General features: G+C 74.3%; 24 protein-coding genes. 6 read left to right on the forward strand and 18 right to left on the reverse strand.

Annotated features, from left to right (window positions below; translation table 11 throughout):
• The coding region (locus H1A17_RS18315; RefSeq protein ID WP_194822444.1) for a GerMN domain-containing protein at positions 1-483 on the forward strand (483 nt) is incomplete at its 5' end.
• Here the strand turns inward: H1A17_RS18315 and H1A17_RS18320 are convergent.
• From H1A17_RS18320 to H1A17_RS18330, 3 genes are read right to left on the reverse strand one after another with little or no spacing between them, the layout of a single operon-like run.
• Positions 456-1,244 (reverse strand): ABC transporter ATP-binding protein, encoded by a 789-nt coding sequence (locus H1A17_RS18320; RefSeq protein ID WP_228543771.1) that lies wholly within the window; start codon positions 1,242-1,244, stop codon positions 456-458. The genes H1A17_RS18315 and H1A17_RS18320 overlap by 28 nt on opposite strands.
• 37 nt (positions 1,245-1,281) lie before the next feature.
• Positions 1,282-2,307, reverse strand: a complete 1,026-nt coding sequence (locus H1A17_RS18325) for an iron chelate uptake ABC transporter family permease subunit (RefSeq protein WP_194822462.1) — start codon at positions 2,305-2,307, stop codon at positions 1,282-1,284.
• Positions 2,308-2,342: 35 nt separating this feature from the next.
• Positions 2,343-3,419, reverse strand: a complete 1,077-nt coding sequence (locus H1A17_RS18330) for an iron ABC transporter permease (protein WP_145919706.1) — start codon at positions 3,417-3,419, stop codon at positions 2,343-2,345.
• Positions 3,420-3,487: 68 nt separating this feature from the next.
• Here H1A17_RS18330 and H1A17_RS18335 point away from each other — a divergent pair, with 68 nt between their 5' ends.
• A complete protein-coding gene (locus H1A17_RS18335; RefSeq protein WP_145919707.1) occupies positions 3,488-4,522 on the forward strand; it encodes an ABC transporter substrate-binding protein in 1,035 nt (344 codons plus the stop codon).
• 172 nt (positions 4,523-4,694) lie between these two features.
• On the opposite strand, the gene H1A17_RS18340 is transcribed toward H1A17_RS18335, so the two are convergent.
• On the reverse strand, positions 4,695-4,994 hold the full coding sequence (locus H1A17_RS18340; protein ID WP_145919708.1) for a hypothetical protein: 300 nt from the start codon (positions 4,992-4,994) through the stop codon (positions 4,695-4,697).
• Between the two features lie 205 nt (positions 4,995-5,199).
• Here H1A17_RS18340 and H1A17_RS18345 point away from each other — a divergent pair, with 205 nt between their 5' ends.
• Complete coding sequence (locus H1A17_RS18345) at positions 5,200-6,039, forward strand: ATP-grasp domain-containing protein (protein WP_194822446.1); 840 nt, start codon at positions 5,200-5,202, stop codon at positions 6,037-6,039.
• On the opposite strand, the gene H1A17_RS18350 is transcribed toward H1A17_RS18345, so the two are convergent.
• The 4 genes from H1A17_RS18350 to pgi form a co-directional block, all read right to left on the reverse strand.
• Entirely contained in the window at positions 5,984-6,736 is a 753-nt protein-coding gene (locus H1A17_RS18350; RefSeq protein WP_194822447.1) for a lysoplasmalogenase, read from the reverse strand. The genes H1A17_RS18345 and H1A17_RS18350 overlap by 56 nt on opposite strands.
• Positions 6,733-7,560: a sterol desaturase family protein gene (locus H1A17_RS18355; RefSeq protein WP_145919709.1), complete on the reverse strand. Its 828-nt coding sequence runs from the start codon at positions 7,558-7,560 to the stop codon at positions 6,733-6,735. The genes H1A17_RS18350 and H1A17_RS18355 overlap by 4 nt, the downstream gene beginning before the upstream one ends.
• A 101-nt stretch (positions 7,561-7,661) precedes the next feature.
• Positions 7,662-8,363, reverse strand: a complete 702-nt coding sequence (locus tag H1A17_RS35585; RefSeq protein WP_145919710.1) for a FadR/GntR family transcriptional regulator — start codon at positions 8,361-8,363, stop codon at positions 7,662-7,664.
• A 153-nt stretch (positions 8,364-8,516) separates the two neighbouring features.
• Complete coding sequence (gene pgi / locus H1A17_RS18365) at positions 8,517-10,154, reverse strand: glucose-6-phosphate isomerase (RefSeq protein WP_194822448.1); 1,638 nt, start codon at positions 10,152-10,154, stop codon at positions 8,517-8,519.
• Positions 10,155-10,389: 235 nt separating this feature from the next.
• Here pgi and H1A17_RS18370 point away from each other — a divergent pair, with 235 nt between their 5' ends.
• Both H1A17_RS18370 and H1A17_RS18375 read left to right on the forward strand, forming a co-directional pair.
• Positions 10,390-12,330: an ABC transporter ATP-binding protein gene (locus H1A17_RS18370; RefSeq protein WP_194822449.1), complete on the forward strand. Its 1,941-nt coding sequence runs from the start codon at positions 10,390-10,392 to the stop codon at positions 12,328-12,330.
• 345 nt (positions 12,331-12,675) lie between these two features.
• Entirely contained in the window at positions 12,676-14,136 is a 1,461-nt protein-coding gene (locus H1A17_RS18375) for an endo-1,4-beta-xylanase (protein WP_194822450.1), read from the forward strand.
• 91 nt (positions 14,137-14,227) lie between these two features.
• Here the strand turns inward: H1A17_RS18375 and H1A17_RS18380 are convergent, their stop codons facing one another.
• The 6 genes from H1A17_RS18380 to H1A17_RS18405 all read right to left on the reverse strand — a co-directional run bounded on the left by H1A17_RS18380 (position 14,228) and on the right by H1A17_RS18405 (position 20,202).
• On the reverse strand, positions 14,228-15,505 hold the full coding sequence (locus H1A17_RS18380; RefSeq protein ID WP_205789464.1) for a sulfite oxidase: 1,278 nt from the start codon (positions 15,503-15,505) through the stop codon (positions 14,228-14,230).
• A 96-nt stretch (positions 15,506-15,601) separates the two neighbouring features.
• Positions 15,602-16,234, reverse strand: a complete 633-nt coding sequence (locus H1A17_RS18385; protein WP_145919714.1) for a hypothetical protein — start codon at positions 16,232-16,234, stop codon at positions 15,602-15,604.
• Complete coding sequence (locus H1A17_RS18390) at positions 16,231-17,649, reverse strand: selenium-binding family protein (RefSeq protein WP_194822451.1); 1,419 nt, start codon at positions 17,647-17,649, stop codon at positions 16,231-16,233. The genes H1A17_RS18385 and H1A17_RS18390 overlap by 4 nt, the downstream gene beginning before the upstream one ends.
• A gap of 14 nt (positions 17,650-17,663) precedes the next feature.
• Positions 17,664-18,431 carry an ABC transporter ATP-binding protein gene (locus H1A17_RS18395; RefSeq protein WP_145919716.1) on the reverse strand — a complete coding sequence of 256 codons (768 nt, stop codon included), beginning with the start codon at positions 18,429-18,431 and terminating at the stop codon, positions 17,664-17,666.
• Positions 18,404-19,237 (reverse strand): ABC transporter permease, encoded by an 834-nt coding sequence (locus tag H1A17_RS18400; RefSeq protein ID WP_145919717.1) that lies wholly within the window; start codon positions 19,235-19,237, stop codon positions 18,404-18,406. The genes H1A17_RS18395 and H1A17_RS18400 overlap by 28 nt, the downstream gene beginning before the upstream one ends.
• On the reverse strand, positions 19,234-20,202 hold the full coding sequence (locus H1A17_RS18405) for an aliphatic sulfonate ABC transporter substrate-binding protein (RefSeq protein WP_145919718.1): 969 nt from the start codon (positions 20,200-20,202) through the stop codon (positions 19,234-19,236). The genes H1A17_RS18400 and H1A17_RS18405 overlap by 4 nt, the downstream gene beginning before the upstream one ends.
• A gap of 130 nt (positions 20,203-20,332) precedes the next feature.
• Here H1A17_RS18405 and H1A17_RS18410 point away from each other — a divergent pair, with 130 nt between their 5' ends.
• Positions 20,333-21,493 carry an LLM class flavin-dependent oxidoreductase gene (locus H1A17_RS18410; protein WP_145919719.1) on the forward strand — a complete coding sequence of 387 codons (1,161 nt, stop codon included), beginning with the start codon at positions 20,333-20,335 and terminating at the stop codon, positions 21,491-21,493.
• Between the two features lie 57 nt (positions 21,494-21,550).
• Here H1A17_RS18410 and H1A17_RS18415 read toward each other — a convergent pair whose 3' ends face one another.
• From H1A17_RS18415 to H1A17_RS18430, 4 genes are all read right to left on the reverse strand, one after another.
• Complete coding sequence (locus H1A17_RS18415) at positions 21,551-22,060, reverse strand: NUDIX domain-containing protein (RefSeq protein ID WP_145919720.1); 510 nt, start codon at positions 22,058-22,060, stop codon at positions 21,551-21,553.
• Positions 22,061-22,094: 34 nt separating this feature from the next.
• Positions 22,095-22,685, reverse strand: coding sequence for an NADAR family protein (locus tag H1A17_RS18420; protein WP_194822452.1), 591 nt, complete (start codon positions 22,683-22,685; stop codon positions 22,095-22,097).
• Positions 22,686-22,758: 73 nt separating this feature from the next.
• Positions 22,759-23,400 (reverse strand): SRPBCC family protein, encoded by a 642-nt coding sequence (locus H1A17_RS18425; RefSeq protein WP_145919722.1) that lies wholly within the window; start codon positions 23,398-23,400, stop codon positions 22,759-22,761.
• Positions 23,397-23,768 (reverse strand): helix-turn-helix transcriptional regulator, encoded by a 372-nt coding sequence (locus tag H1A17_RS18430; RefSeq protein WP_145919723.1) that lies wholly within the window; start codon positions 23,766-23,768, stop codon positions 23,397-23,399. Before H1A17_RS18430 ends, H1A17_RS18425 begins: the two co-directional genes overlap by 4 nt.
• Positions 23,769-23,795 lie beyond the last annotated feature (27 nt).

The raw sequence follows: 23,795 nt of genomic DNA on the forward strand, positions 1-23,795 counted from the left end.
CGGCCCCGGGCGGTCGAACCGCCGTTCGGTCCGCCCGCCGCCCCGGCCGCGAGCAGCGCCCCGGGCCGGGTGGAGCAGGCGTTCTGCCTGGTCCGCGGCGGTCAACTGGTGCGTACGGTCCGGCAGGTCGACGCGGCCGGCGGGGTGGACGGGCACCTGCGCCGCCTGCTGGCCGGCCCCACCCGGGCCGAACGGGCGGTCGGCTTCGGCACCGCCCTGCCCGGCGCGGTGCACGTGCTCGGCGCCCGGCTGGTCGACGGGCGGGCCCAGGTGGAGGTGGAGCCGCCGGGGGAGGAGTCCGGCCGCAGCGACGAGGTGCTCGCCTACGGGCAGATCGTCTGCACCCTGGACAGCCGTTCCGACGTCGCCGGGGTGTCGTTCCTGCTGCGCGGCCGGCCGCTGGAGGTGCCCCGCGCCGACGGCTCGCTGTCGGTCGGGCCGCTGACCGCCGCCGACTACCCGGCGCTCACCGGCCCGGACTGACGCCCGCGCCGGGTCCGGGGCACGACCATCGGGGTGCCCGTCTCCGGGTCCTCGAGGATCCGGCAGGGCAGCCCGAACACCTCCTCGACGAGGGCGGCGGTGACCACCTCGCGCGGGTCGCCCTGGGCCACCACCCGACCGTCGCGCATGGCGATCAGGTGGGTGGCCCAGCGGGCGGCGTGGTGCAGGTCGTGCAGCACCGCGACCAGGGTGCGGCCCTGCTCCTCGTGCAGCCGGGCGCACAGGTCGAGCACCTCGATCTGGTGTGCGACGTCCAGGTAGGTGGTGGGTTCGTCGAGCAGCAGCAGGGAGGTCTGCTGGGCCAGCGCCATCGCGATCCAGACCCGCTGCCGCTGCCCGCCGGAGAGTTCGTCGACGGGCCGTGCGGCCAGCTCGGTGACGCCGGTGGCGGCCATCGACTCGGCCACCACCCGTTCGTCCTCGGTCGACCACTGCCGCAGCAGCCCCTGGTGCGGGTAGCGGCCCCGGGCGACCAGGTCGGCCACGGTGATGCCCTCCGGCGCGACCGACGACTGCGGCAGCAGGCCGAGGGTGCGGGCCACCTCCCGGGACCGCATCGTGTGGATGTCCCGGCCGTCGAGCAGCACGGTGCCGGCGGTCGGCCGCAGCGTCCGCGCCAGGGCCCGCAGCAGGGTGGACTTGCCGCAGGCGTTGGGGCCGATCACCACCGTGAACGACCGGTCGGGCACGGCCACCGTCAGGTCCCGGGCCACCACCCGCCGTTCGTAGGCCAGGGTCATCCCGACCCCGCCGAGTCGACTCGTCACCGCGTCCTCCTCAGATCCGTGCCGCGCGACGGCGCGCGGCGAGCAGCCACACCAGGTAGGCCCCGCCGATCAACCCGGTGACCACCCCGACGGGAAGTTGGTGGCCCTCGATGGTCCGCTGGGCGGCCAGGTCGGCGGCGAGCAGCAGCACCGCCCCGGTGCCGGCGGCGGCGGCCAGGTTCGGCCCGGGTGCCCGGGTGAGCCGGCGGGCCAGGTGCGGCGCGACCAGGGCCACGAAGGACACCGGTCCGGCGGCGGCCGCCGCCCCGGCGGCGAGCAGCACCGCCGCGCCGAGCAGCAGTTGCCGTACCAGCGACACCGGCACGCCGAGCGCGGTGGCGGTGTCGTCGCCCAGTTCGATCAGGGACAGCGCGCGGGCGGTGCCGACCACCACCGGCGTCAGCAGCGCCAGCAGGCCGAGCAGCGGGACGGCCTGCGCCCAGTCCCGCCCGTCGAGGCTGCCGGTGAGCCAGAGCACGGCGCGGGCCGCGTCCATCAGCGGGGCCCGGGTGAGCAGCCACCCGTTGACGCCGGTGAGGATCGCCGTGGTGCCGATGCCGACCAGCACCAGCCGGTAGCCGTGCACGCCGTGCCGGCCGGCGACCGTCCACAGCAGCAGGCCGGTGGCGAGGCCGCCGAGCAGCGCCGCGCCGGACAGCAGCAGGGTGCCGCCACCGGCCACCACCACGATCAGCGCGCCGGTCGACGCGCCCTGGGTGACACCGAGCACGTCGGGGCTGCCCAGCGGGTTGCGGACCAGCGACTGGAGGATCGCCCCGGACAGCGCCAGGGCCGCGCCGACGCCGAGCGCGGTCACCAGCCGGGGCAGTCGCAGCTCGCCGACGATGAAGTTCTCGGCGACGCTGCCGCCGCCGGTCAGCGTGCGCAGCACGTCGGCGGTGCTCATCGGGTAGTCGCCGCCACCGATCGCGAGCACCCCGAGGACGACGGCCAGGGCGACGGCGACCAGCCCGACGGTCACGCTACGGCCGCGCCAGCGGACCGAGCGGGTGCCGATCCGGATCGCCCGGGCCAGCGGCCGGGCCGGTGGGACGGCGGGACGGGTGCGGTTCACCGGCGGGCCACCAGACGCAGGAACAGCGGGCCGCCGAGCACGGCGGTGACCAGGCCGACCTGGAGTTCCCCGGGCCGGCCGAGGACCCGGCCGAGCACGTCCGCGCCGAGCAGCAGCACCGGGGCGAGCACCGCCGCGTAGGGCAGCAGCCAGCGCAGGTCCGGGCCGGTCAGCGCGCGGACCAGGTGGGGGACGAGCAGGCCGACGAAGACGATCGGGCCGCAGGCGGCGGTGGCCGCGCCGCAGAGCAGGGTGACCGCGGTGACCGTGCCGGCCCGGATCAGGGCGGGGCGGGCGCCCAGCGCACGGGCCGCGTCGTCGCCGAGGGCCAGGGCGTTGAGCGGGCGGGCCCCGGCCAGCCCGACCAGCAGGCCGGCCAGGATGAACGGGGCCACCGTGGCGACGGTGGTGAAGTCGGCGGTGGCCAGCGAGCCGACCGTCCAGAACCGCAGCCGGTCCAGCGAGGCCGCGTCGAGCAGCATCACGGCGCTGACGAACGAGTAGAGCACCGCGTTGAAGGCGGCCCCGGCCAACGCGAGCCGTTCCGGGGTGGCCTGTCGGCCGCCGCCGACGGCGTGCACCGCCACCGTGACGATCACCGCTCCGAGCAGGGCGAACCAGATCCAGCCCCGGACCGTGGCGACGCCGAGCAGGGCGGTGGCGGTGGCCACGGCGGCGGACGCGCCGGCGTTGATGCCGAGTAGGCCGGGGTCGGCGAGCGGGTTGCGGGTGAGCGCCTGCATCAGGGCGCCGGCCACCCCGAGGGCCGCGCCGGCGAGCAGCCCGAGCAGCGTACGCGGCAGCCGCATCTGCTGCACCACCGCGTACTCGGGGGAGGTGCCGGAGACCAGGCCGTGCCACACCTCGACGAGGGTGAGCTGTTTCGCGCCGACGGCGATGCTGAGCACCGTCACGGCGACGAGCAGCAGCAGGCCCGTGCCGAGCCCGGCGGCCCGGACGCCGACGCGCCGGCGGGTCGGCGCCGTGCCCGGTGCGGCGGCGGGTGGGGAGAGGGTGGCGGACAGGGTCGGCTCCTGGGGGACGAGAGCGGCGCACGCCGGGTTGACAGTGATTTAGGTTAGGTTAACCTAACCGTGCCGTCGCGGATCGTCACGGTCCGGGCCCGATCGAAAGACGTCGCATGTTGCCTTCCTCGTCCTCACCCCGCCTGTCCCGCCGGGGGCTGCTCGCCGCCGGTGGCGGTGCGGCCCTGACCGCGTTCCTCGCCGCCTGCGGCGGGGGCGACGACCCGGCGAAGCCCGCCGGGAACGGCCCGGCCGGTCCGTGGAGTTTCACCGACGACCGTCAGCGCAAGGTCGAGGCGGCCACCGCGCCGACCCGGGTGGTCGCGTTCACCGGGGTGGCCGCCGCGCTCGTCGACTTCGGACTCGACTCCGCGCTCGTCGGGGTGTTCGGCGAGACCACCCGTACCGACGGCTCCCGCGAGCCGCAGGCCGGTGACCTCGACGTCGACAAGGTCACCGTGCTGGGCAACGTCTGGGGCGAGTTCAACGTGGAGAAGTACGCCGCGCTGCGCCCCGAACTGCTGGTCACCCACATGTACGACCCCGACGCCCTCTGGTACGTCCCGGACGAGAGCCGCGACAAGATCCTCCAGCTCGCGCCGAGCGTCGCGATTGCCACCGCGCGGACCCCGATGACCCGCCCGATCGAGCGGTACGCCGAACTGGCCCGCTCGCTCGGCGCGGACCTGTCCGCCGCGAAGGTCACCACGGCCAAGACCCGCTTCGAGGCCGCCGCCGAGCAGGTGCGGGCGGCGGTCAGGGCCAACCCGGGCATCCGGGTGATGGCCTCCTCGGGCAGCCCCGACCTGTTCTACGTCTCCAACCCGAAGGTCAGCACCGACCTGATGTACTTCGCCGAGCTGGGCGTGGACATCGTGGTGCCGACCAAACTGGAGGCCGGCGACTACTTCGAGGCGCTGAGCTGGGAGAACGCCGGCAAGTTCCCGGCCGACCTGATCCTGCTGGACAACCGCTCCACCGCGTTGCAGCCCAAGGACCTCGCGGCCAAGCCCACCTGGGCGCAGCTGCCGGCGGTCAAGGCCAACCAGGTGACCCCGTGGGACGCGGTGCCCCGCTTCTCGTACGCGGGCGCGGCCCCGCTGCTGGAGAACCTGGCCGCCGCGATCCGCTCCGCCAAGCGCCTCGGCTGACCGACCGGCGGCGGACGGCGGTGTCCCGGGGTGCCGGACACCGCCGTCCCCGTCAGGGCTTCAGCAGCCAGCGGTTGCGGTCTGGGGGCGGGACGAGGACCAGGCGCGCCGCGTCCCCCTCACCGGCCCGGTGCGCCAGCCGCCGGGGGCGAGGGGGACGGCGATCGCCGGTTCAGGCCGCTTCGACGGTACGCGCGCGCCGCGCGGGTCGAACGGGCTGCTCCCGTACGGTGCGTCGGTCGTCGACGACGCCGGTCGTCACGTCGCCGGCCATGGTCAACGCCCGGTGGGCGTTGCGCGCGGCGTCGCAGGGCCACTCCTGGTGCTCGCAGAGCAGGTTGTCGCAACGCCCGCCCTGGTCGGGATGGTGCGCGTCGATCACATCGAGGGCCATCCGCCACAGGAGCGGATCGGTCACCCCGGCGGGAACGGCGGCTCGGGTATGTCGCTGCGGGCGGTCGGTGTCGGACACGGTCTCCCCCTTTGTCGGTACCGAAGAAGAGTCTCCACCCCGCAGGCAAGCGAAACCAACCGCCCCGGGCGGGGATGACCACCGCCACGCTGCGGAACTGTCCGACAGCGTGACCGTTCGTGCCTCCATTCCGGGTAAATCCGTGTGCCGCGTTCGCGGGAAAAGACGGTGGTTGCGGGCGGGTCGGCCGGGGGAGGATGCGGGGATGCTGTTGATCGTCCCCGCCGACCCGCTGCGTCCCCGTCGACCGGATCCGCACTTCGCGGCGGAGGCGCAGGCCGCGCGGGTGGCCGGTCACCCGGTCGCCGTCGTCGACCACGACGCCCTCGCGGCGGGGCGGGACGTCACCCGGGCGGTCGCCGGTGTGCCCGCCGCCGACGACGCGGTCTACCGGGGCTGGATGCTCTCCGCCACCGGCTACGCGGGTTTCGCCGGGGCGTTGCGCGCCCGGCAGGTCACCCTGCGCACCGACCCCGACCGGTACCGGCGGGCCCACGAACTGCCCGGGTGGTACGCCACGGCGGCGGCACTCACCCCGGAGTCCGGCTGGACGGTCGGCGTCGACCGGGCCGACTTCGACCGCATCCGTACCGCGCTGGGCAGCGGTCCGGCGGTGCTGCGGGACTGGACCAAATCCGCCAAGCACCACTGGCACGAGGCGTGTTTCGTGCCGGAGCTGGCCGACGGTGACGCCGCCTGGCGGGTCGCGACCCGGCTGCGGGAACTGCGCGACGACGACGTCGCCGGTGGTTTCGTGCTGCGCCGCTTCGAACCCCTCTCCGGCGTCGAGGTGCGCACCTGGTGGGTGGGCGGTCGCTGTGTGCTCACCGGCCCGCACCCGGACACCCCGACGGAACTGCCCGACGTGCCGGTGGACCTCGGGCCGCTGGCCGCCGTGGTGACGGCGCTCGACCTGCCCTTCGTCACCGCCGACCTGGCGTGGCGGGCCGACGGCCGGTGGCGGCTGGTGGAGATCGGCGACGGCCAGGTCAGCGACCGCCCGTCCACGATGGCCCCGGAGGCCCTGGTCGCCGCCCTCGGCTGAGCCGGGTCGGCGCGGGGCCCGACCCGGGGGCGTCGGCGGCCGGTGGGCGGCCCGCCCAGCCGGTGGTGATCAGCAGCAGGGCGGCGAGGTAGGTGGTCATCACCCACAGCCCGTGGCCGGGCAGCCGGACGCCCGTCGCCTCGACCCCGATCAGCAGGTCGGACAGGAGGAACAACGCGCCACCGGCGGCCACCCGCCGGGACACCCCCCAGCCGGCGGCGGCCATCAGGGTCAACGCCAGGCCGTAGCCGAGCACCGGCAGCCGCAGGTCACCCAGCCGGCCCCAGAGCAGCGCGTTCGCCGCCGCCCACAGGGTCAGGTAGCCGGCCACGGCCGGCGCGGGTGGCCGCCGGTGCCGCAGGAACGCGGTCAGGAACGCCAGCTGGGTGCCGAGGAAGCACCCCATCCCGAGCAGGAACGCGGTGGTGCCGGGCACCAGCAGCGCCACGTCACCGGCGGTCGCGCAGACCAGCCCGGTCGCCACCGGGTCCCACCGCCGGCGTACGGCGAGCAGCCAGCCGAGCAGCAGCGGGGCGAGCAGCGGCTTGGCCGCCCACTGCACGGCCGGCGCGTCGAGGGCGACCCCGGTCAGCTCGACGACGGCGGCCAGCCCGAACGCCCCCAGCCACCACCGGCCGGCCCCGCCGGACGCCGGTCGGCCCCGGTCGGATCGCCGGGCGGCGCGGGTGCTGCTCATCGGGCGGGCTGCCAGCCGGGACGGCCGAGCAGGTGCCCGAGCCGGTGCCGCCACGAGCCGGCCCGCCGCACGTCGGCCCAGATCGCGGCGTACTCGTGGGTGGCCACCCGCAGCGGGTTGTAGGTGCCGATGTTCGTCGTCAGCCCGTACCGGACGGCGGTGTCCTCCGGGGCGAAGCTGCCGAAGAGGCGGTCCCAGACGATCAGGATGCCGCCGTAGTTGCGGTCCAGGTACTCGCGGTTCGCGCCGTGGTGCACCCGGTGGTGCGACGGGGTGTTGAACACCCACTCGACCGGCCGGGGCAGCCGGTCGATCCGCTCGGTGTGCAGGAAGAACTGGTACAGCAGGCTGACCGACTGCTGGAGGAAGATCATCCAGGGTGGGATGCCGAGCAGCGCCAGCGGCAGCCAGAACGGCAGCGAGGTCATCGGCGTCCAGCTCTGCCGCAGGGCGGTCGAGAGGTTGAAGTGGGTGCTGGAGTGGTGCACCACGTGGCTGGCCCAGAACAGGCGTACCTCGTGGTGGGTGCGGTGGAACCAGTAGTAGGCCAGGTCGTCGGCGAGGAACAGCAGCACCCAGGTCCCGACGCTGGTGGGGGAGAGCTGCACCGGGGCGACGGTCCACAACGCGACGTAGAGGCCGACGGTGAGCAGTTTCCACGGGAAGCCGATCAGTTGGCTGCCGGCGCCCATGGTGAGGCTGGTGGTGGTGTCCCGCAGCTCGTAGCCGCGTTCGTCGTCGTCCGGCGCGAACCGGTACGACCACGCCTCGACGGCGATGAGCAGCAGGAACGCGGGTACGGCGTAGAGCACGGCGGGGATCATGCGCGACGTTCCCTTCCGGGGGACGGGCGACGGGGGTGGACGCCCGGGACGGGTCGGCGGGTGGGGGTGGTGCGGATCGACCGGTGGGGGACGCCCGACGGTCAACCGGTCGGGCTGGTGAGGGACGCGGTGAGCAGGGTGTGTGCCTCGGTGGCGGCGTCGTCGCCCCGGCCGTCGGCGATCGCGGCGGCCAGCCGGCGGTGCCCGGCGACGTCCAGCAGTTCGGTCGCGCGTCGGGCCGGCGGCACCTCGCCGACGGCCAGCGCCCCGGCCACCAGGCTGTTGAAGGAGAGCAGGTAGGCGGTGTTGCCGCTGCCGGTGACGATGTGCCGCCACAGGATGATGTTCGCCTCGGCCATCGCGGACAGGTCCGGGGCGAGGGCGGCGAACCCCTCCACGGTGTCGACGACGACCCGGCGTACCGCCCCGGTGGCCCGGACGGCGCAGCGCCGGGCCGCGTCGACCCCGACGCAGGCGCGCATCTCCAGCATGTCCCGGACCAGGTTCTCCACCGGCAGCACGTCGCCGGACTGGGCGAGGGACAGGGCCAGGTCGAGGCCGGCGTGCTCCCGCCAGTCCAGCACCCGGGTGACGCCGCCCTGGCTGATCCGCAGCAGTCCGAGTTGTTGCAGCCGGCGTAGCGCCTCCCGGACGGCGTGCCGGTTGACGGCGAACGCGGCGGCGAGTTCGCGTTCGCCGGGCAACGGGTCACCCGGGCGGTGCCGCCCGCTGACGATGCCGTCGCGGAGCTGGCCGAAGACGTGGTCGGAGACGGAGCTGCGGGGCGCCGGGACGAAGGTCACGGCAGCAGTCTGGCGGCGTGCTGGTCAACTCGTCAACTGGTTGGACCAGCCGGATCGAAAGAGACGGCGGCCGGGTCCCGCCGACCTGACCGCCGTCCCGACGAACCTCACCGGTGGTCGTTGCCGGGGTGCCCGGCAACGGCCACGCGGACCTCAGGCCCGGCCGCGCTCCCGGCGGTAGCGGCGGATCAGCGCCGCCGTGGAGGAGTCGACGTCGGACAGGTCCGGCGCGTCCCCGGTCAGCGTCGGGGCGAGCTGGCTGGCCATCACCTTGCCCAGCTCCACCCCCCACTGGTCGAACGGGTTGATGTTCCAGACCGCGCCGCAGGTGAACACGATGTGCTCGTACAGCGCGATGAGCTGGCCCAACGTCGACGGGGTGAGCTTCGGCGCGATGATCGAGGTGGTCGGGTGGTTGCCCGGCATCACCCGGTGCGGCACCACCTCGGCGGCCGTGCCCTCCGCCTCGACCTGCTCCTTCGTCCGGCCGAAGGCCAGCGCGGCGGTCTGCGCGAAGAAGTTCGACATGAACAGGTCGTGCATCTCGCCCAGGTCGTGGTTGGGCTGGCTGAACGCGATGAAGTCCGCCGGGATCAGCACGGTGCCCTGGTGGATGAGCTGGTAGAAGGCGTGCTGGCCGTTGGTGCCCGGCTCGCCCCAGAAGATCTCCCCGGTCGGGTGGTCGACCGGCGTGCCGTCCAGGGTCACCGACTTGCCGTTGCTCTCCATGGTGAGCTGTTGCAGGTACGCCGGGAACCGGTGCAGGTACTGCGAGTACGGCAGCACCGCGTGGGTCTGCGCGCCGAGGAAGTCGACGTACCACACGTTGATCAGCCCCAGCAGCGCCGGCAGGTTCCGCTCCACCGGCGTGGTGCGGAAGTGCTCGTCGACGGCGTGGTAGCCGGCCAGCAGCTCGCGGAACCGGTCCGGCCCGACGGCCAGCATCACCGCCAGCCCGACCGCCGACGGCAGCGAGTACCGGCCACCCACCCAGTCCCAGAAGCCGAACATGTTCTCCGGGTCGATGCCGAAGTCGGCCACCCGGCCCGCGTTGGTGCTCACCGCCACGAAGTGCTTCGCGATCGCCGCGTCGTCGTCGGCGTCCAGGCCCGACAGCAGCCAGGTCTTGGCCTGCTCGGCGTTGGCCAGCGTCTCCTGCGTGGAGAAGGTCTTCGACACCACGACGAACAGGGTGGTCGCCGGGTCGAGGTCGTGGGTCTTGTCGTGGATGTCGGTCGGGTCGATGTTGGAGACGAACCGGCAGGCGATCCCGCCGTCCCGGTACGCCTTGAGCGCCTCGTACGCCATCACCGGCCCGAGGTCGGAGCCGCCGATGCCGATGTTGACCACCGTGCTGATCCGCTCGCCGGTGTGCCCGCGCCACTGCCCGGAGCGGACCCGCTCGCTGAACGCGGCCATCCGGTCCAGCATCCGGTGCACGTCGGCGACCACGTCCTGACCGTCCACGGTCAGCGCGGCGTCGCGCGGCAGCCGCAGCGCGGTGTGCAGCACGGCCCGGTCCTCGGTGGAGTTGATGTGCTCCCCGGCGAACATGGCGGCGATCCGGTCGGTCAGCCCGACCCGCCCGGCCAGCGCGGTGAGCAGCCCGACCGTCTCGTCGGTGACGAGGTTCTTGCTGTAGTCGACGTGCAGGTCGGCGACCTCGCCGGTGAGCCGCTCACCCCGTTGCCGGTCGGCCGCGAACAGCTCCCGCAGGTGGGTGCCGCGCATCGTCTCGGCGTGCTTGCGCAGCGCCTGCCATTCGTCGGTGGTGGTCACACTCGCAGCCATCGGGTCGATCTTCTCCTTCACGACGGTCGTCGGCGCGTGGTGCCGCCGACGGTTCGCGTCCCAGCCTGCCACCCGGGGCGCGGCCACGCGACGCGACCCGGCGCGGCGGGTGGCGCGGCGTGCCCCGCGACACGCCAATGCGACAGGTGTACGACACGCCGCCACGGCGAGACAGCCCGTCGTCGCTGACAGTAGGCTCGCCCGTGCCCCGCCCCCTTTCGGCCCGGGAGGAACCATGGCGACGGTGACCGGACCCCGCCGTGCGGCCGGCGCGGACGAGCCCGACGAGTCCGCCGCCGATGCCGGGCTCGACCTGCCGGAGCTGGCCGACGGCGCCTGGATGCACCACGCCACCGCGTTCGCGCACACCAGCTTCCGTGCGGTGGCCCGCCGGCTGCCCCGGCTGGTGCGCGAGGCCGTCGCGTTGGCCTGGGCCACCAGCCGGCGCGACACCCTCGCCGCGATCGGCCTGAACCTCGCCGCCGGGGTGATGACCACCCTGGGCCTGCTCGCCACCACCGGGGTGCTGCGGGAGTTGTTCGCCGCCGGCCCGACGCCGGACCGGGTCCGGGCCGCGCTGCCCGCGCTGGTGCTGGCCGCGGCGGCGGTGGCCGTCAAGGGCACCCTGACCGTCACCGCAGGCTGGGCGCAGGCCCGGCTGATCCCGCAGATCACCTACGCGGTGGAGCTGCGGCTGTTCGAGACCACCACGGCGGTCGAGCTGGCCGCCTTCGACGACGCCGGCTTCGCCGAGGAGATGGACCGGGTCCGCGACCGGGGCACGGCCGAGGCGGCGTCCATCGTCGACCACACGGTCAACCTGATCACCGGGGTGGTGGGCGTGCTGGCCACCGCCGCCGCGGTGACCGTGATCCAGCCGTTGCTGCTGCCGTGCCTGCTGCTCGCCGCGGTGCCCGAGGCGGTCACCGCGGTCAGGATGGCCCGCCGGCAGTACCTGGACATGCTGGCCCGGATCAACAGGCGTCGCCGGATGTGGATGCTGGCCAACCTGATGGCCAACCGGCACACCGCCGCCGAGGTGCGGGCCTACCAGATGCGCGACTTCCTGCTCACCGAGTTCCGCCGGATGATGAGCGCCGAGACGGCCGCGCTGCTGCGGTTGGCCCGCGCGCAGAGCCGGACCCGGGCCGTCGGGATGTCCATCGGCGGGATCGCCGCCTTCGCGGTCTACGCCGTGCTCGGCGGGCTGCTGCTCGCCGGCCTGGTCGCGCTGGCCGCGGCGGCGACCGCGTTGCTCGCCCTCCAGTCGGCCCGCAGCAGCCTCGCCCTCGCCGTCTTCGCCACCAACAACCTCTACGAGGACGCCCTCTACTACCAGGACTACCGGGACTTCCTCGACCGCGCCGAGGGCCGGACCGGCACCGGGCCGGGGCGGCCCGCCACCGGCTTCGACACCATCGAGCTGGACCGGGTGAGCCTGCGCTACCCGGACACCGACACCCCGGCCGTCGACGAGGTCAGTCTCACCGTCCGGCGGGGCGAGGTGGTCGCGCTGGTCGGGGAGAACGGCTCCGGCAAGACCACCCTGGCCAAGCTGATCGCCGGTCTCTACCGGCCCACCGGCGGGGTGATCCGGTGGGACGGCGTCGACGTGGCCGACCTGGACCCGGCGTCGACCGCCGCCCAGGTGGCGGTGATGACCCAGGAGTGGTGGAAGTTCCCGTTCACCGCCGCGCAGAACATCCGCATCGGCCGGTACGACCGGTCCCCGGACGCGGCCGGGCCCACCGTCGAGGACGCCGCCCGGTCGGCCGCCGCGCACGACATGATCGCCGGGCTGCCGTTCGGCTACGACACCCTGCTGGCCCGGGAGTTCAAGAACGGCCACGACCTCTCCGGCGGGCAGTGGCAGCGGCTGGTGGCGGCCCGGGGCCTCTACCGGGCCGCCCGGCTGCTGATCTGCGACGAGCCGTCGGCCGCCCTCGACGCCCGCGCCGAACACGCGCTTTTCCAGCATCTGCGGCGGCGGCCCGACCGGACGGTCGTGCTGATCACCCACCGGCTGGCCAACGTCCGGCACGCCGACCAGATCTTCGTGATGGACCGTGGCCGGCTGGTGCAGCAGGGCGACCATGACGCGTTGATGGCCGTCGACGGGCCGTACCGGGAGCTGTTCGCGCTGCAGGCCAGCGGCTACCTCGCGGCGACCGACTGAGCGGCGGCCGGCCACGCCGTCGGGCCGCTGCCCGCCGGCCGCTGTCGAAAGGTTTCGAGGCCGTGTCGAGCCATCGGACCGGCCGCGCTGCCTGTGCTGGTCGGGGCCGTCCCGGCCGGGGGCGCACCACGCGCGGCGACGATCGGGGATCGACGTTCGTTGAACTTTCGGAGATGTTTCGATAGCGTCACGCGGGTAACCCCTCGACCTCTGCGGTGACGGTCGAGCGACGGCACAGGCTGGCGTGGCCTCCGGGCGACCATGCCGCCTCCCCGGGCCGGTCACCGCACTCGGGCGACAGGCCGGGGCGGTGCACCCCCTCACCGTTGTGGAAAGGCGTCTGCCATGAACCATGTCTCCGCCCGCGGCAGCGGGCGTCGGACACCAGCACGGCTGCGTGCCGCCCTGGTCTCGATCGCCAGCGGCGTGGTCGCCGTCGGCACCACCGTCGCCCTCGCCTCCAGCGCCAGCGCCGGCACCACCCTCGGTGCCGCCGCCGCCGAGACGGGCCGCTACTTCGGCACCGCGGTGGCGGTGAACAAGCTCTCCGACTCCGTCTACGTCGGCATCCTGAACCGCGAGTTCAACATGGTGACCGCCGAGAACGAGATGAAGTGGGACGCCACCGAGCCGAACCAGAACCAGTTCAACTACTCCAGCGGCGACCGGCTGGTCAGCCACGCCCAGGCCAACGGGATGCGGGTCCGCGGTCACGCGCTGGCCTGGCACCAGCAGCAGCCGGGCTGGGCGCAGAACATGTCCGGCACCGCGCTGCGCAGCGCGATGATCAACCACGTCACCCAGGTCGCCACCCACTTCCGGGGCAAGATCTATGCCTGGGACGTGGTGAACGAGGCGTTCGCCGACGGTGGCGGCGGTGGGCGTCGTGACTCGAACCTCCAGCGCACCGGTAACGACTGGATCGAGGCGGCGTTCCGGGCCGCCCGGGCCGCCGACCCGGGCGCGAAGCTCTGCTACAACGACTACAACACCGACGGGCAGAACGCGAAGAGCAACGGCGTGTACGCCATGGTCCAGGACTTCAAGGCCCGGGGTGTGCCGATCGACTGCGTCGGCTTCCAGTCGCACTTCAACAGCCAGTCGCCGGTGCCGTCGGACTACCAGGCGAACCTCCAGCGGTTCGTCAACCTCGGCGTCGAGGTGCAGATCACCGAGCTGGACATCGAGGGTTCCGGCAGCTCCCAGGCCGACAGCTACTCCCGCGTCGTCCGCGCCTGCCTGGCGATCTCCCGCTGCACCGGCATCACCGTGTGGGGCATCCGGGACACCGACTCCTGGCGGGCCAGCGGCACGCCGCTGCTCTTCGACGGCAACGGCAACAAGAAGGCCGCGTACACCTCCACGCTGAACGCGCTCAACGCCGGCGGCACCACCGTCCCGCCGACCACGCCGCCGCCGACCACCACCCCGCCGCCGCCCACCACGACCCCGCCGCCCACGACCCCGCCGCCCACGACCACCCCGCCGCCGACCACGACCCCGCCGCCCGGTGACGGTGACTGCACCGCGTCGGTGTCGTTGAACTCCTGGCCCGGCGGCTTCGTGGCCACCGTCAAGGTCACCGCCGGCCCGGCCGGGCTCAACGGGTGGGTGGTCAACCTGACCCTGCCGTCGGGGGCCACCGTCACCAACGCGTGGAGCGCGCAGAACACCGGCACCTCCGGCGCCGTCAGCTTCCGCAACGTCAGCTACAACAGCACCGTCGGTGCGGGGGCCAGCACCGAGTTCGGTTTCCAGGGCACCGGCAACGGTCCCACCGGCACGGCGACCTGCGCCCGCGCCTGACCGGACCCCGACCCCACCCCGGCGCGGCGGCGGCGACCGTCGCGCCGGGGCGGTCCGGCCGCCCGTCGCACCCGGGCGGCCGACACCCCGGTCAGAGCGCCGTCACCGGATGCCGGACCACCCCGTCGAAGAGGTACCCGAGGTCGTTGACCCCGGCCCGGTCGGGCTGGCCGCGACCGGTCACGTCCACCGCGCGGGCCCGCAACGTCCACCGGCCGGCGGCCGGCGGACACCAGCGCGTCGACCACCGCTGCCAGGGTCCGCCCCGGTCCGCCCCGACCAGGGTGGCCGGCCGCCACCCGTCGCCCGTGTCGACCTCCACCCGGTCGATCGGGCCGGCCCCGGACCAGGACCGGCCGGTCAGCGTGGTCTCGACGCCGGCCGGCAGCCGGGCGTCCCAGGGCAACTCGAACGCGCTCTTGACCGACTGCGTGTCGGCCGGCCCACCGTCGGCCGGCTGGCCGGGGCCGAACATCCGGTAGAGGCCGGTGTTCCACGGGGAGAACAGCGGCGTGGTGGAGACCTCGATCGCGCCGACCCACTTCACCGAGGAGATGCCGATCCAGCCGGGCACCACCACCCGGACCGGGAAGCCGTGGTCCGCCGGCAGCGGCACCCCGTTCATCTCGTACGCGAGCAGCACGTCGTCGAGGGCCTTGCCGATCGGCAGCGGGCGACGGACCCGGCCGAGGTCGACACCCCCGGTGACGTACGGCGGGTCCAGGCCCTCCGGCATCACGTCCACCGCGTCGGCGGTCAGCCCCGCGTGCCGCAGCACGGTGGCCAGCGGCACCCCACGCCAGCGGGCCACCCCGACGCCCCCGAGCCGCCACTGCACCCCGGAGACCGGGGTGTCCTGCTGGCTGGCGAAGAAGTGCCGCCCGTTGCCGGCGCACTCGACCAGGGCGGGCAGCTCGACGGCGGGCAGCGCCCGCAGGGTGGCGTAGTCGAGTTCGACCGGGGCGTCGCGGGTCGGCGCATCGCGCAGGCCGTCGCCGTACAGCCGCAGCCGCCACGTGCCGGCGTCGATGCGCGGGGTGTGGGTGTGGTTGCGGACGAAGAACCTGTCGTTCGGCACCACGTAGCCCTGCCCGGCCATCGCCTCCCAGCGCAGCTCGGCGTTGCCGTCCAGCGGGGTGAGCAGCGCGGGGTCGAGCGGCTTGACGATGCCCGGGTCCACCCCGACCGGCTCGGCGGCGAGCGCGACCGGCTCGCGTCCGTCGTCGGCGGCGGCGAGGGCGCTCATCGCCGTGCCCAGCGCGATCAGCTCGGCGCGGGACACCCCGGGGTCCCGGGCCTGGCCGGCCAGCCACTGCCGGGCCCGGCGGGCGTCGTGGTCTGCCTCGTCGTACGACACAACGGTGGACACCGGGGGCTCCTTCGGCTCGGCGGGTAACTCCTATTGAATCAGTAGGAGTTACCCGCCGGGCAGAGCCACTGGTCGACCCGGGCCGGGGCCATTCGGTCAGATCGCCGCAGCCAGCGTCACCACCCCCGCCGCCACCAGCACCCCGGCCCACAGCCGGTCCACGTTGAACCAGGCCCGACGCAGCACCCCGACGCCCAACACCCCGTACACCACCAGCGCCACGGTCAGCGCGACGCCCAGCATCGCCACGGTGTGCACCCCGGCGGCGGCCAGTCCGGTGAGCGCGCCGGCCGGGGCCGCCGCCAGGTGCCCGGCGTGCCCGCCGGTCGGCGGGTCGGCCAGCAGCACCGGCAGCAGCATCAGCCCGGCACCGTGCGCCGACGACATCAGGAACGACCAGCCGGCGACCTGCGCCGTCGACAGCCGCATCCCGGCCCAGCGGAAGTGCCGCTGCGACAGCAGCCGCCACAGCCCGAACCCGACCAGCACCGCCCCGCCGGCCACCGTCAGCGCGGTGCTGGCGGTGACCGACCGGGTGGCGGTGACCAGCGCGGCGACCACCGCCACCGAGGCCAGGTGACCCGCCGCGACCGGAGGCAGCGCGGCCAGCAGCGCCGCCCGGCGGCGCTCCTGCAACCCCCGGGCCACCGCGAAGAGCCAGCCCATCGCCGGATTCAGCCCGTGGAACGCGCCGAGCGCCGCCACCGCCAGCAGGGTCCGCCCGGTCACGGGAAGCAGTACGAGTCGGAGCTGGCGTCGCCGCCCTGCAACCGGGTCTGGTGCACCCGCAGCCCCCGGAACTGCTCGCCCTGCGGGAAGAACCGCTCGTCCGGGGTGAGGCCGCCGTGTTCCGGGTCGACGTCCAGCTTGGCCAGCCAGGCACCGACCCCGTCGGGATAGAACTGGTCGTCCCAGGAGCCGTAGAGCGAGTTGCTGACGTAGACCCGTCGGCCGTCCCGGCTGACCTCCACCATCTGCGGGCCGCCGGCGAGCGGCTCGTCCGGGGCGGCCGGGTGGGCGGCGCGGGCCACGATGCCGCCGAGCCGCACCGAGCCGACCAGCACCGGGTGGAAGGGGTCGCTGACGTCGTACCGGCGCAGCTCTCCGGTGCCCCAGCAGGAGACGTAGAGGAACCGGTCGTCCACCGACAGGTCGATGTCGGTGACCAGCGGGGGCACCGCGCCGAACGGCTTGAGCAGGTCCGGCAGGTCCGCCGGGTCGGCCGGCTCGGCGGGGATGTCGATCACCCGGGTCACCGCCCACGGGGCGTCCGCGCCGTCGCCGTCGCGGTGCCACAACCAGACCGACGCCGACAGGTCCTCGACGCTGATCACCACCCCGACGAAGCCGTACGACCGGGTCGGGTCGTGCGCCGGGCGCAGCTCCAGCGGCATCTGGTACTGGTCGCCGAGGTCTACCCGCTGCACGTGCCGGCGCTTGGCGAGGTCCCAGAAGTGGATCGCGTGCCCGTACTTCCGGCCCAGCAGCAGCTCGCCGACGATCCCGTCCTCGATCATCGACGGGGTACCCCACTCGCTGGTGACCAGCACGTCCTGGGTGAGGTGCCACCACACGTCGTACGCCAGGAACTGCGGGCCCCGGTCGGCCTCCCAGGCACCACGGACGGCGAAGGTGGTGTGGTCGAGCACGGCGATGCCACCGGGCCCCTCGGCACCGTCGACGCCGCCGAGCGCCGACAGGTAGATGCCGTCCGGGCCGCAGTGCACGGTGTGCGGGCGGGAGTAGCCGGCCTTCTCGGCCAGTTCCTCCGCGCCGATCACCTTGACCAGGTGCGGGGCGCGCGGGTCCGGCCGGGTGTCGAACACGTGGGTGCGCGACGACCGCAGCCCCGGCACGATCAGGTAGCGCCGCTCGACGTGCGGGTGGGGAGCGGTCGGGCAGAGCGCGCTGCTGCACGCGTTCCACCCGAAGTGGTGCAGTTCGTCGCCGGTGTGCGGCAGGTCGGTCCAGCCCACCACCTGGCCGTAGTCGGCGGACTCGGGATCGGTGTCGAGCACGACGATCGCGTCGGGCCGTTGCGCCGTACGGTCGAACGCCGCGACGTAGGCCAGCTTCTCGGCGGGCGCGACGGCCGCCTCGCGCGGGGAGGGGTAGAAACTCGGGTCGGGTGTCCAGCGGGTCATCGTCTTCTCCGGGGTCAGACGGCGGGTACGCCGAGGCGGTCGAGCAGCCGGCGACGCAACGCGCCGAAGGCGGGCTGCTCGGGGGAGCGGGCGGGGCGGTCGGCGGCGCGCCCGGCGGGGTCCAGGTCGACGGTGATCTCCTCGGCGATGACGCCCCCGTCGAGCAGCAGGATGCGGTCGGCGAGCAGCAGCGCCTCCTCGACGTCGTGGGTGACCAGCAGGGCGGCGAAGCCGTGCTCGGCGCGCAGCCGCCGCAGCAGGGACTGCATCCGTAGCCGGGTCAGCGCGTCGAGCGCCCCGAACGGCTCGTCGAGCAGCAGCAGGTCCGGCTCGCGGACGAGCGCGCGGGCCACCGCGACCCGCTGCGCCTGGCCGCCGGAGAGTTCCGCCGGCCAGGCCCGACGGCGGTCGGCCAACCCCACCTCGGTCAGTGCCCGGTCCACCCGGGCGCGCACGTCGGGGCCGGTCAGTCCCAGCGCGACGTTGTCGCCGACCCGTTTCCAGGGCAGCAGCCGGTGTTCCTGGAAGACCACGGCTGCGGTGCCGCGCAGCCGGGTCCCGCCGGTGGCGTCGGCGTCGAGGCCGGCGAGGACCCGCAGCAGGGTGCTCTTGCCGGAGCCGCTGCCGCCGAGCAGCGCCACCACCTCACCGGCGGCGATGCTCAGGTCGACCCCCGCGAGCACCGGCCGGCCGTCGAAGGCCCGCCGTACCGCGTGGGCGGTGAGCACCGCCGTCCCGGCGGTGGCCTCGTCGGTCAGGTCGCGCGCAGGCCGCGTCGCCATGTCAGGGTCCTCCTCTCCAGCATCCGCAGGGCGAGGTCGGACAGCAGCCCGAGCAGCGCGTAGACGACCAGGCCGAGCACCACCACGTCGGTCTGGCTGAACTCGCGGGCCTCCATCATCAGGAAGCCGATGCCGGTCTGGGCGTTGACCTGTTCGCCGACGACGAGGCTGAGCCAGGCCGCCCCGATCGCCAGCCGCAGCCCGAGGAACAGCGACGGCAACGCCCCGGGCAGCACCACGTGCCGCAGTCGGGCGGCGGGCCCGAGGCCGCAGGCGCGGGCCGCCTCGACGAGTCGTTCGTCGATGTCCCGGATGCCGGCGTAGGTGTTGAAGTAGATCGGGAAGAACACGCCGAGCGCGACCAGGGTGATCTTCAACGACTCGCCGATCCCCACCCAGATGATCAGCAGCGGGACGAGCCCCAGGTGGGGCAGCATCCGGGCCATCTGCACCGGCGGGTCGACCAGGTCGTCGCCGAGCCGGAGCAGGCCGGCGGCGGCGCCGAGCACCAGCGCCAGCAGCCCGCCGAGGAGCAGCCCGACGCCGGCCCGGGTGAGCGAGTCGAGCAGGTGGACGCCGAGGGTTCCGTCGGCGGACAGCCGTACGCCGGTGGCGAGCACCCGGCTCGGTGCGGGCAGCTTGTCCGGGGCGAGCAGCCCGGCGCGGGCGGCGGCCTCCCATCCGGCGACCAGCAGGACCGGGCTGACCAGTCGTCGCCAGCGCCCGCCGGTCCGCCGTCGCGGCCCGGCGTCCGGCGGGGCCGCCACGGCGGTCGGCGGCGTGGTGACCACCACGGTGGTGCTCACTGGAACACCGCGCTGAACCGGTCGTCCACCCGGCCGGCGATGTCGACCGGGCCGGGGACGAGGTCGAGGGCGGTGAAGCCGTCCGCGATGGCCTGGAGTTCCGCGCCGACGGCGGGGGTGACCGGGGCCAACGGTCGGGCGCTGCGGGCCAGCGCCCGGGTGGTGACGTCCAGCGGGATCTTCAGTTCGGGGGCGAGCACGGTGGCGCGTTCGGCCGGGTTGGCGATCCCCCAGTCGGTGACCTTCCGGTACGCGGTGAGGAAGTCGCGGACGTCGTCGGTGCGGTCCCGGACCACCTCGGGGGAGGCCAGCACGTACTCCCGGTTGCCGGCCAGGCCGGTGGCGTCGGCGAGTACCCGCACCCCGGGCTGCTCGGCGAGGGCGAAGTACGGGTCCCAGATGATCCAGGCGTCGATCTGGCCGTTGTCGAACGCGGGCCGCCCCTCGGCCGGCTTGAGGTACTTGACGGTGATGTCCTTCAACGTCATGTTGTTCGCCGCCAGCAGCCGGACCAGCAGCCAGTGCACGTTGCTGCCCTTGTTCAGCGCCACCGTCCGGCCGCGCAGGTCGGCGAAGGTCTTCAGGCCGCTGCTCTGCTTGACCAGCACCGCCTCGCCCTGCGGGATCGGGGCCGAGGTGCCGATCACCGAGAAGGGGATCTTCGCGGCGGCGGCGAAGACCGGGGGCGCCTCGCCGACCTGCCCGATGTCGATCGCGCCGGCCTTGAGCGCCTCGGTCAGGGCCGGGCCGCTCTCGAACAGCGACCACTGCGCGTCGGGTGCGGCGTTGCGGGCCTTGACCAGGCTCAGCCCGCCGAAGCGCTGGTAGCCGATGCGCAGTGGGCCGTCGCCGGCCCGCGCGTCGGCGTCGTCGGCGCAGCCGGTGACCCCGCCGACGGCAACCAGGGACAGGGCGGTGAACAGGGCGGTGGTCAGCCGGCGCAGGCTCCTCGGCGGGGTGGGCATGTCGGCTCCTCGGGAGTGGACGATGGGGCTCGCGACGCCGGAGGTCGGCGGCGCGCAGTAACCTACCAAGCCGATAGGATTTATGGGTAGCCTGTCGTGGTCGTCGTCCCATCCCTCAGGAGGACCCCCGATGTCGCTGACCTTCCACTGGTTCCTGCCCACCTACGGCGACAGCCGCGACATCGTCGGCGGCGGCCACGGCGTCGCGGTCGGCACCGCCGGTGGGGCCCGCCCCGCCACCGTCGCCTACCTCGGGCAGATCGCCCGCAGCGCCGAGCAGCTCGGCTTCGTCGGTGCGCTCACCCCGACCGGGGCGTGGTGCGAGGACGCCTGGCTGGCCACCGCGATGCTGGCCGAGGTCACCGAACGGCTGAGGTTCCTGGTCGCGTTCCGCCCCGGGCTGCTCTCACCCACCCTCGCCGCCCAGATGGCCGCCACCTTCCAGCGGCTTTCCGGCGGCCGGCTGCTGCTCAACGTGGTCACCGGCGGTGAGTCCGCCGAGCAGCGCGCCTACGGCGACTTCCTCGACAAGGACGCCCGGTACGCCCGCACCGACGAGTTCCTGCACGTCGTGCGGTCACTGTGGCGGGGCGACACCGTCGACCACGCCGGGGAGCACCTGCGCGTCGAGGGCGCCCGGCTGACCCGGCTGCCCGACCCGGTGCCGCCGGTCTACTTCGGCGGCTCGTCCACCGCCGCCGGCCCGGTCGCCGCCCGGCACGCCGACGTCTACCTGACCTGGGGCGAGCCGCCCGCCCAGGTGGCCGGCAAACTCGACCACATCCGCGCCCTCGCGGCCGACACCGGCCGGACGCCGCGCTTCGGCATCCGGTTGCACGTCATCGCCCGGGACACCGCCGATCAGGCCTGGGCGCAGGCCGGCCGACTGCTCGACGGCATCGACGAGGCCGACATCCGGGCCGCCCAGGAGGGGCTGCGGCGCAGCGAGTCCGAGGGGCAGCGCCGGATGCTGGCCCTGCACGGCGGCAGCCGCGACGGGCTGGAGGTCGCCCCGAACCTCTGGGCCGGGGTGGGGCTGGTCCGGGGCGGGGCCGGCACCGCCCTGGTGGGCAGCCACACCGAGGTCGCCGACCGGATCGCCGAGTACCACGCGCTCGGCATCGACGAGTTCATCCTCTCCGGCCACCCGCACCTGGAGGAGGCGTACTGGTTCGGCGAGGGGGTGCTGCCGATCCTGCGGGCCCGGGGGCTGTGGCGGCACCCCGCTGGTGAGCCGGCCCCCGACCCGACGCCGAGCGTCCCGTTCGCCCCGCAGCCCGCCCGGGTCTGACCCGGCACCTCCGGCGGGCCCGGCGGGTGAGGTCCTCGCCGGCCGGACGTGGCGGGGTCAGTGCCGGCCGGCGAGGAAGTCGGCCAGCACCCGGGTGTGGGTGGAGAAGGCCAGCTCGACCGGCTCGGTGAGGACCAGCCACTCGGTGGCCTCCTCGGTCGGCGTCGACGGGGGGAGCTGTGCGGCCGGCCGCTCCGGCAGCACCCCGAAGATCATCATGGTGCCGCCGTGCGGGGCGCCGTACACCGCGAACAGCCGGGCCCGCTGCGCCTCGTCGACCAGCCCCGTCTCCTCACGCAGCTCCCGCACCAACGCCTCGGACCACTCCTCGCCGTACTCGACGAACCCGCCGGGCAGGGCGAGCTGGCCCCGGGCCGGTTCGATGTCCCGGCGCACCACCACCAGGCCGAGCCCGGCGTCGGTCCGTACCGGCAGCAGCGCCACCGCGACCGGGGTGGGGTTGCGCCACACCGTCTGGCCGCAGGTCGCGCAGAGCCGGGGCCAGCCGGCGTCCGGCGGATAGGCCGCCCCGCAGTAGTGACAGTGCGCGTACGGCAGGACGGTCATGCCGCCGCACGTTACCGCCCCCGGGCCGCCCGGCTCAGGGCAGGTCCGCCGTCGGCCCGGGGCCGGGCGGCCCGCCGTCGCGCAGGATCTCGCGGGCCTCCATCAGGGCGAAGCCGAGCAGGTTGAGCCCACGCCAGCGGGCCGGGTCCTCGGCGCGCGGGTCGTCGGGGGCCAGCCCGACCCCCCACACCCGGTCGACCGGGCTCGCCTCCACCAGCACCCGGTCACCGGTGCCCAGCAGGTACGCCCGCAGGTCGGCGTGCTGGCCGAACTTGGCCAGGCTGCCGGCCAGCACGACGGCGTGCCGCTCGGCCTCCCACACCGCCGGGTCGAACCGGCGGACCTGGCGGCCGACCGCCTTGGCCTGCTGCGGGTGACCGGCGGCGAGCACCCGCTCACCGGCCTCGACGTCGTCGAAGAGCAGCGCCTTGCGCCACATCATCCAGTGTTCGGCGGTGGGGAAGTGCCGCCCGTCGACGGTGAACGACGCCGGCCACCACTGGCTCAGGCAGCCGCGGCCGACGGTGCCGTCCCGCTGTGGCCGGTGCCCCCAGAAGCAGAGGTAGCGCACCGGGTGCCCGGCGCGGTGCAGGGCGAGGACGTCTTCGGCGCGGCGCATCGACATGCCGCCCAGTGTCGCTGCCGGCACCGACAACCCGCGCCCGGGTTTCTCGCCGGGCCCGGTGCGGGTGCCGGGGTCAGGCCGGCGACGCGCCGGTGTACGCGGCGATGGTCCGGGCGGCGGCGGCCCGCGCGGCCTGCGGTTCGGTGCCGCCGGCGATGTCGGCCTCGGCCCACGCCTCGCCGCTGAGCGTCATGAAGCGTCGCCCGTCCTCCGAGCCGATCCACTCGGCGGCCTGGTCGGGGGTGACGCCCCCACCGTCGGCGTCGAGGTGGCTGGCCAGGCCGAGCAGGCCCGAGTCCCAGCCGACGCCGACCGCGCCGGGGCCGTACTCGGTCCACCGGACGTCGTCGACGTGGGCGACGTGTTCCAGGGTGAACCGGGTCCGCTCGTCGCCCTCCGGGGTCAGGTGCACCTCGATCCAGCTGATCTCGTCGCCCATCTCCCAGGTGGCGGCGAAGCTCTTCGGCGGGTCGCAGCGTTGCACCACGCCACCGGCGTTGCCCTCGAACTGGTAGCGGCCGTGCAGTCGCAGGTCGCCGGAGACCGGCAGGAACCAGCGCGGGATGCGTTCGATGCTGGTGCAGGCGTCCCAGAGGTCGTCCAGCGTCGTCGGGTACGTCTGGCTGATGGTCAGCACACGTGCCTCACCCGCTTCGAGGGTGCGGCTGCCCACGGTGCGTCGTACGGCGCTGATCTGGTGGCTGGTCTCGATCATGAGGTGCTCCGGTGTTCGGTCGGGTCGTCCGTCGTGGTGTGCGCCCGCCGTTCGCGTCGACCCCGGGCGATCTCGGTGGCCAGGGCGTCCAGGGCCGGCGTCCAGAACCGGCGGAACCCCTCCAGCCACTGGTCGACCTCCCGCAGTGGGGCGGGATCGACCGCGTAGAGCCGACGGGCGCCCTGCGGGCGGACCGTGGCGAACCCGTTGTCTCGCAACACCTTGAGGTGTTGCGAGACGGCGGGCTGGGTGATCCCGAACTCCTCCTGGATGACCGCGCAGACCCCACCGGCGCTCCGCTCGCCCTGCGCGAGCAGTTCGAGGATGCGCCGGCGTACCGGGTCGCCGAGGACGTCGAAGGCGTGCACGGTCCCCTTTGTATCAGGCATCACTTA

Source organism: Micromonospora sp. S-DT3-3-22 (genome assembly GCF_015354745.1).
GTDB classification, from domain to species: domain Bacteria; phylum Actinomycetota; class Actinomycetes; order Mycobacteriales; family Micromonosporaceae; genus Micromonospora; species Micromonospora wenchangensis.

What these genes read in the sequence shown, in the direction of transcription:
- H1A17_RS18420 (WP_194822452.1), bottom strand. Translation starts at nt 22,685, where the DNA reads ATGTCGATGCGCCGCGCCGAAGACGTCCTCGCCCTGCACCGCGCCGGG.
- H1A17_RS18350 (WP_194822447.1), bottom strand. Translation starts at nt 6,736, where the DNA reads ATGAGCAGCACCCGCGCCGCCCGGCGATCCGACCGGGGCCGACCGGCG.
- H1A17_RS18410 (WP_145919719.1), top strand. Translation starts at nt 20,333, where the DNA reads ATGTCGCTGACCTTCCACTGGTTCCTGCCCACCTACGGCGACAGCCGC.
- H1A17_RS18345 (WP_194822446.1), top strand. Translation starts at nt 5,200, where the DNA reads ATGCTGTTGATCGTCCCCGCCGACCCGCTGCGTCCCCGTCGACCGGAT.
- H1A17_RS18375 (WP_194822450.1), top strand. Translation starts at nt 12,676, where the DNA reads ATGAACCATGTCTCCGCCCGCGGCAGCGGGCGTCGGACACCAGCACGG.
- H1A17_RS18415 (WP_145919720.1), bottom strand. Translation starts at nt 22,060, where the DNA reads ATGACCGTCCTGCCGTACGCGCACTGTCACTACTGCGGGGCGGCCTAT.
- H1A17_RS18395 (WP_145919716.1), bottom strand. Translation starts at nt 18,431, where the DNA reads ATGGCGACGCGGCCTGCGCGCGACCTGACCGACGAGGCCACCGCCGGG.
- H1A17_RS18390 (WP_194822451.1), bottom strand. Translation starts at nt 17,649, where the DNA reads ATGACCCGCTGGACACCCGACCCGAGTTTCTACCCCTCCCCGCGCGAG.
- H1A17_RS18335 (WP_145919707.1), top strand. Translation starts at nt 3,488, where the DNA reads ATGTTGCCTTCCTCGTCCTCACCCCGCCTGTCCCGCCGGGGGCTGCTC.
- H1A17_RS18405 (WP_145919718.1), bottom strand. Translation starts at nt 20,202, where the DNA reads ATGCCCACCCCGCCGAGGAGCCTGCGCCGGCTGACCACCGCCCTGTTC.
- H1A17_RS18370 (WP_194822449.1), top strand. Translation starts at nt 10,390, where the DNA reads ATGGCGACGGTGACCGGACCCCGCCGTGCGGCCGGCGCGGACGAGCCC.
- H1A17_RS18355 (WP_145919709.1), bottom strand. Translation starts at nt 7,560, where the DNA reads ATGATCCCCGCCGTGCTCTACGCCGTACCCGCGTTCCTGCTGCTCATC.
- H1A17_RS18425 (WP_145919722.1), bottom strand. Translation starts at nt 23,400, where the DNA reads ATGATCGAGACCAGCCACCAGATCAGCGCCGTACGACGCACCGTGGGC.
- pgi (WP_194822448.1), bottom strand. Translation starts at nt 10,154, where the DNA reads ATGGCTGCGAGTGTGACCACCACCGACGAATGGCAGGCGCTGCGCAAG.
- H1A17_RS18320 (WP_228543771.1), bottom strand. Translation starts at nt 1,244, where the DNA reads ATGACCCTGGCCTACGAACGGCGGGTGGTGGCCCGGGACCTGACGGTG.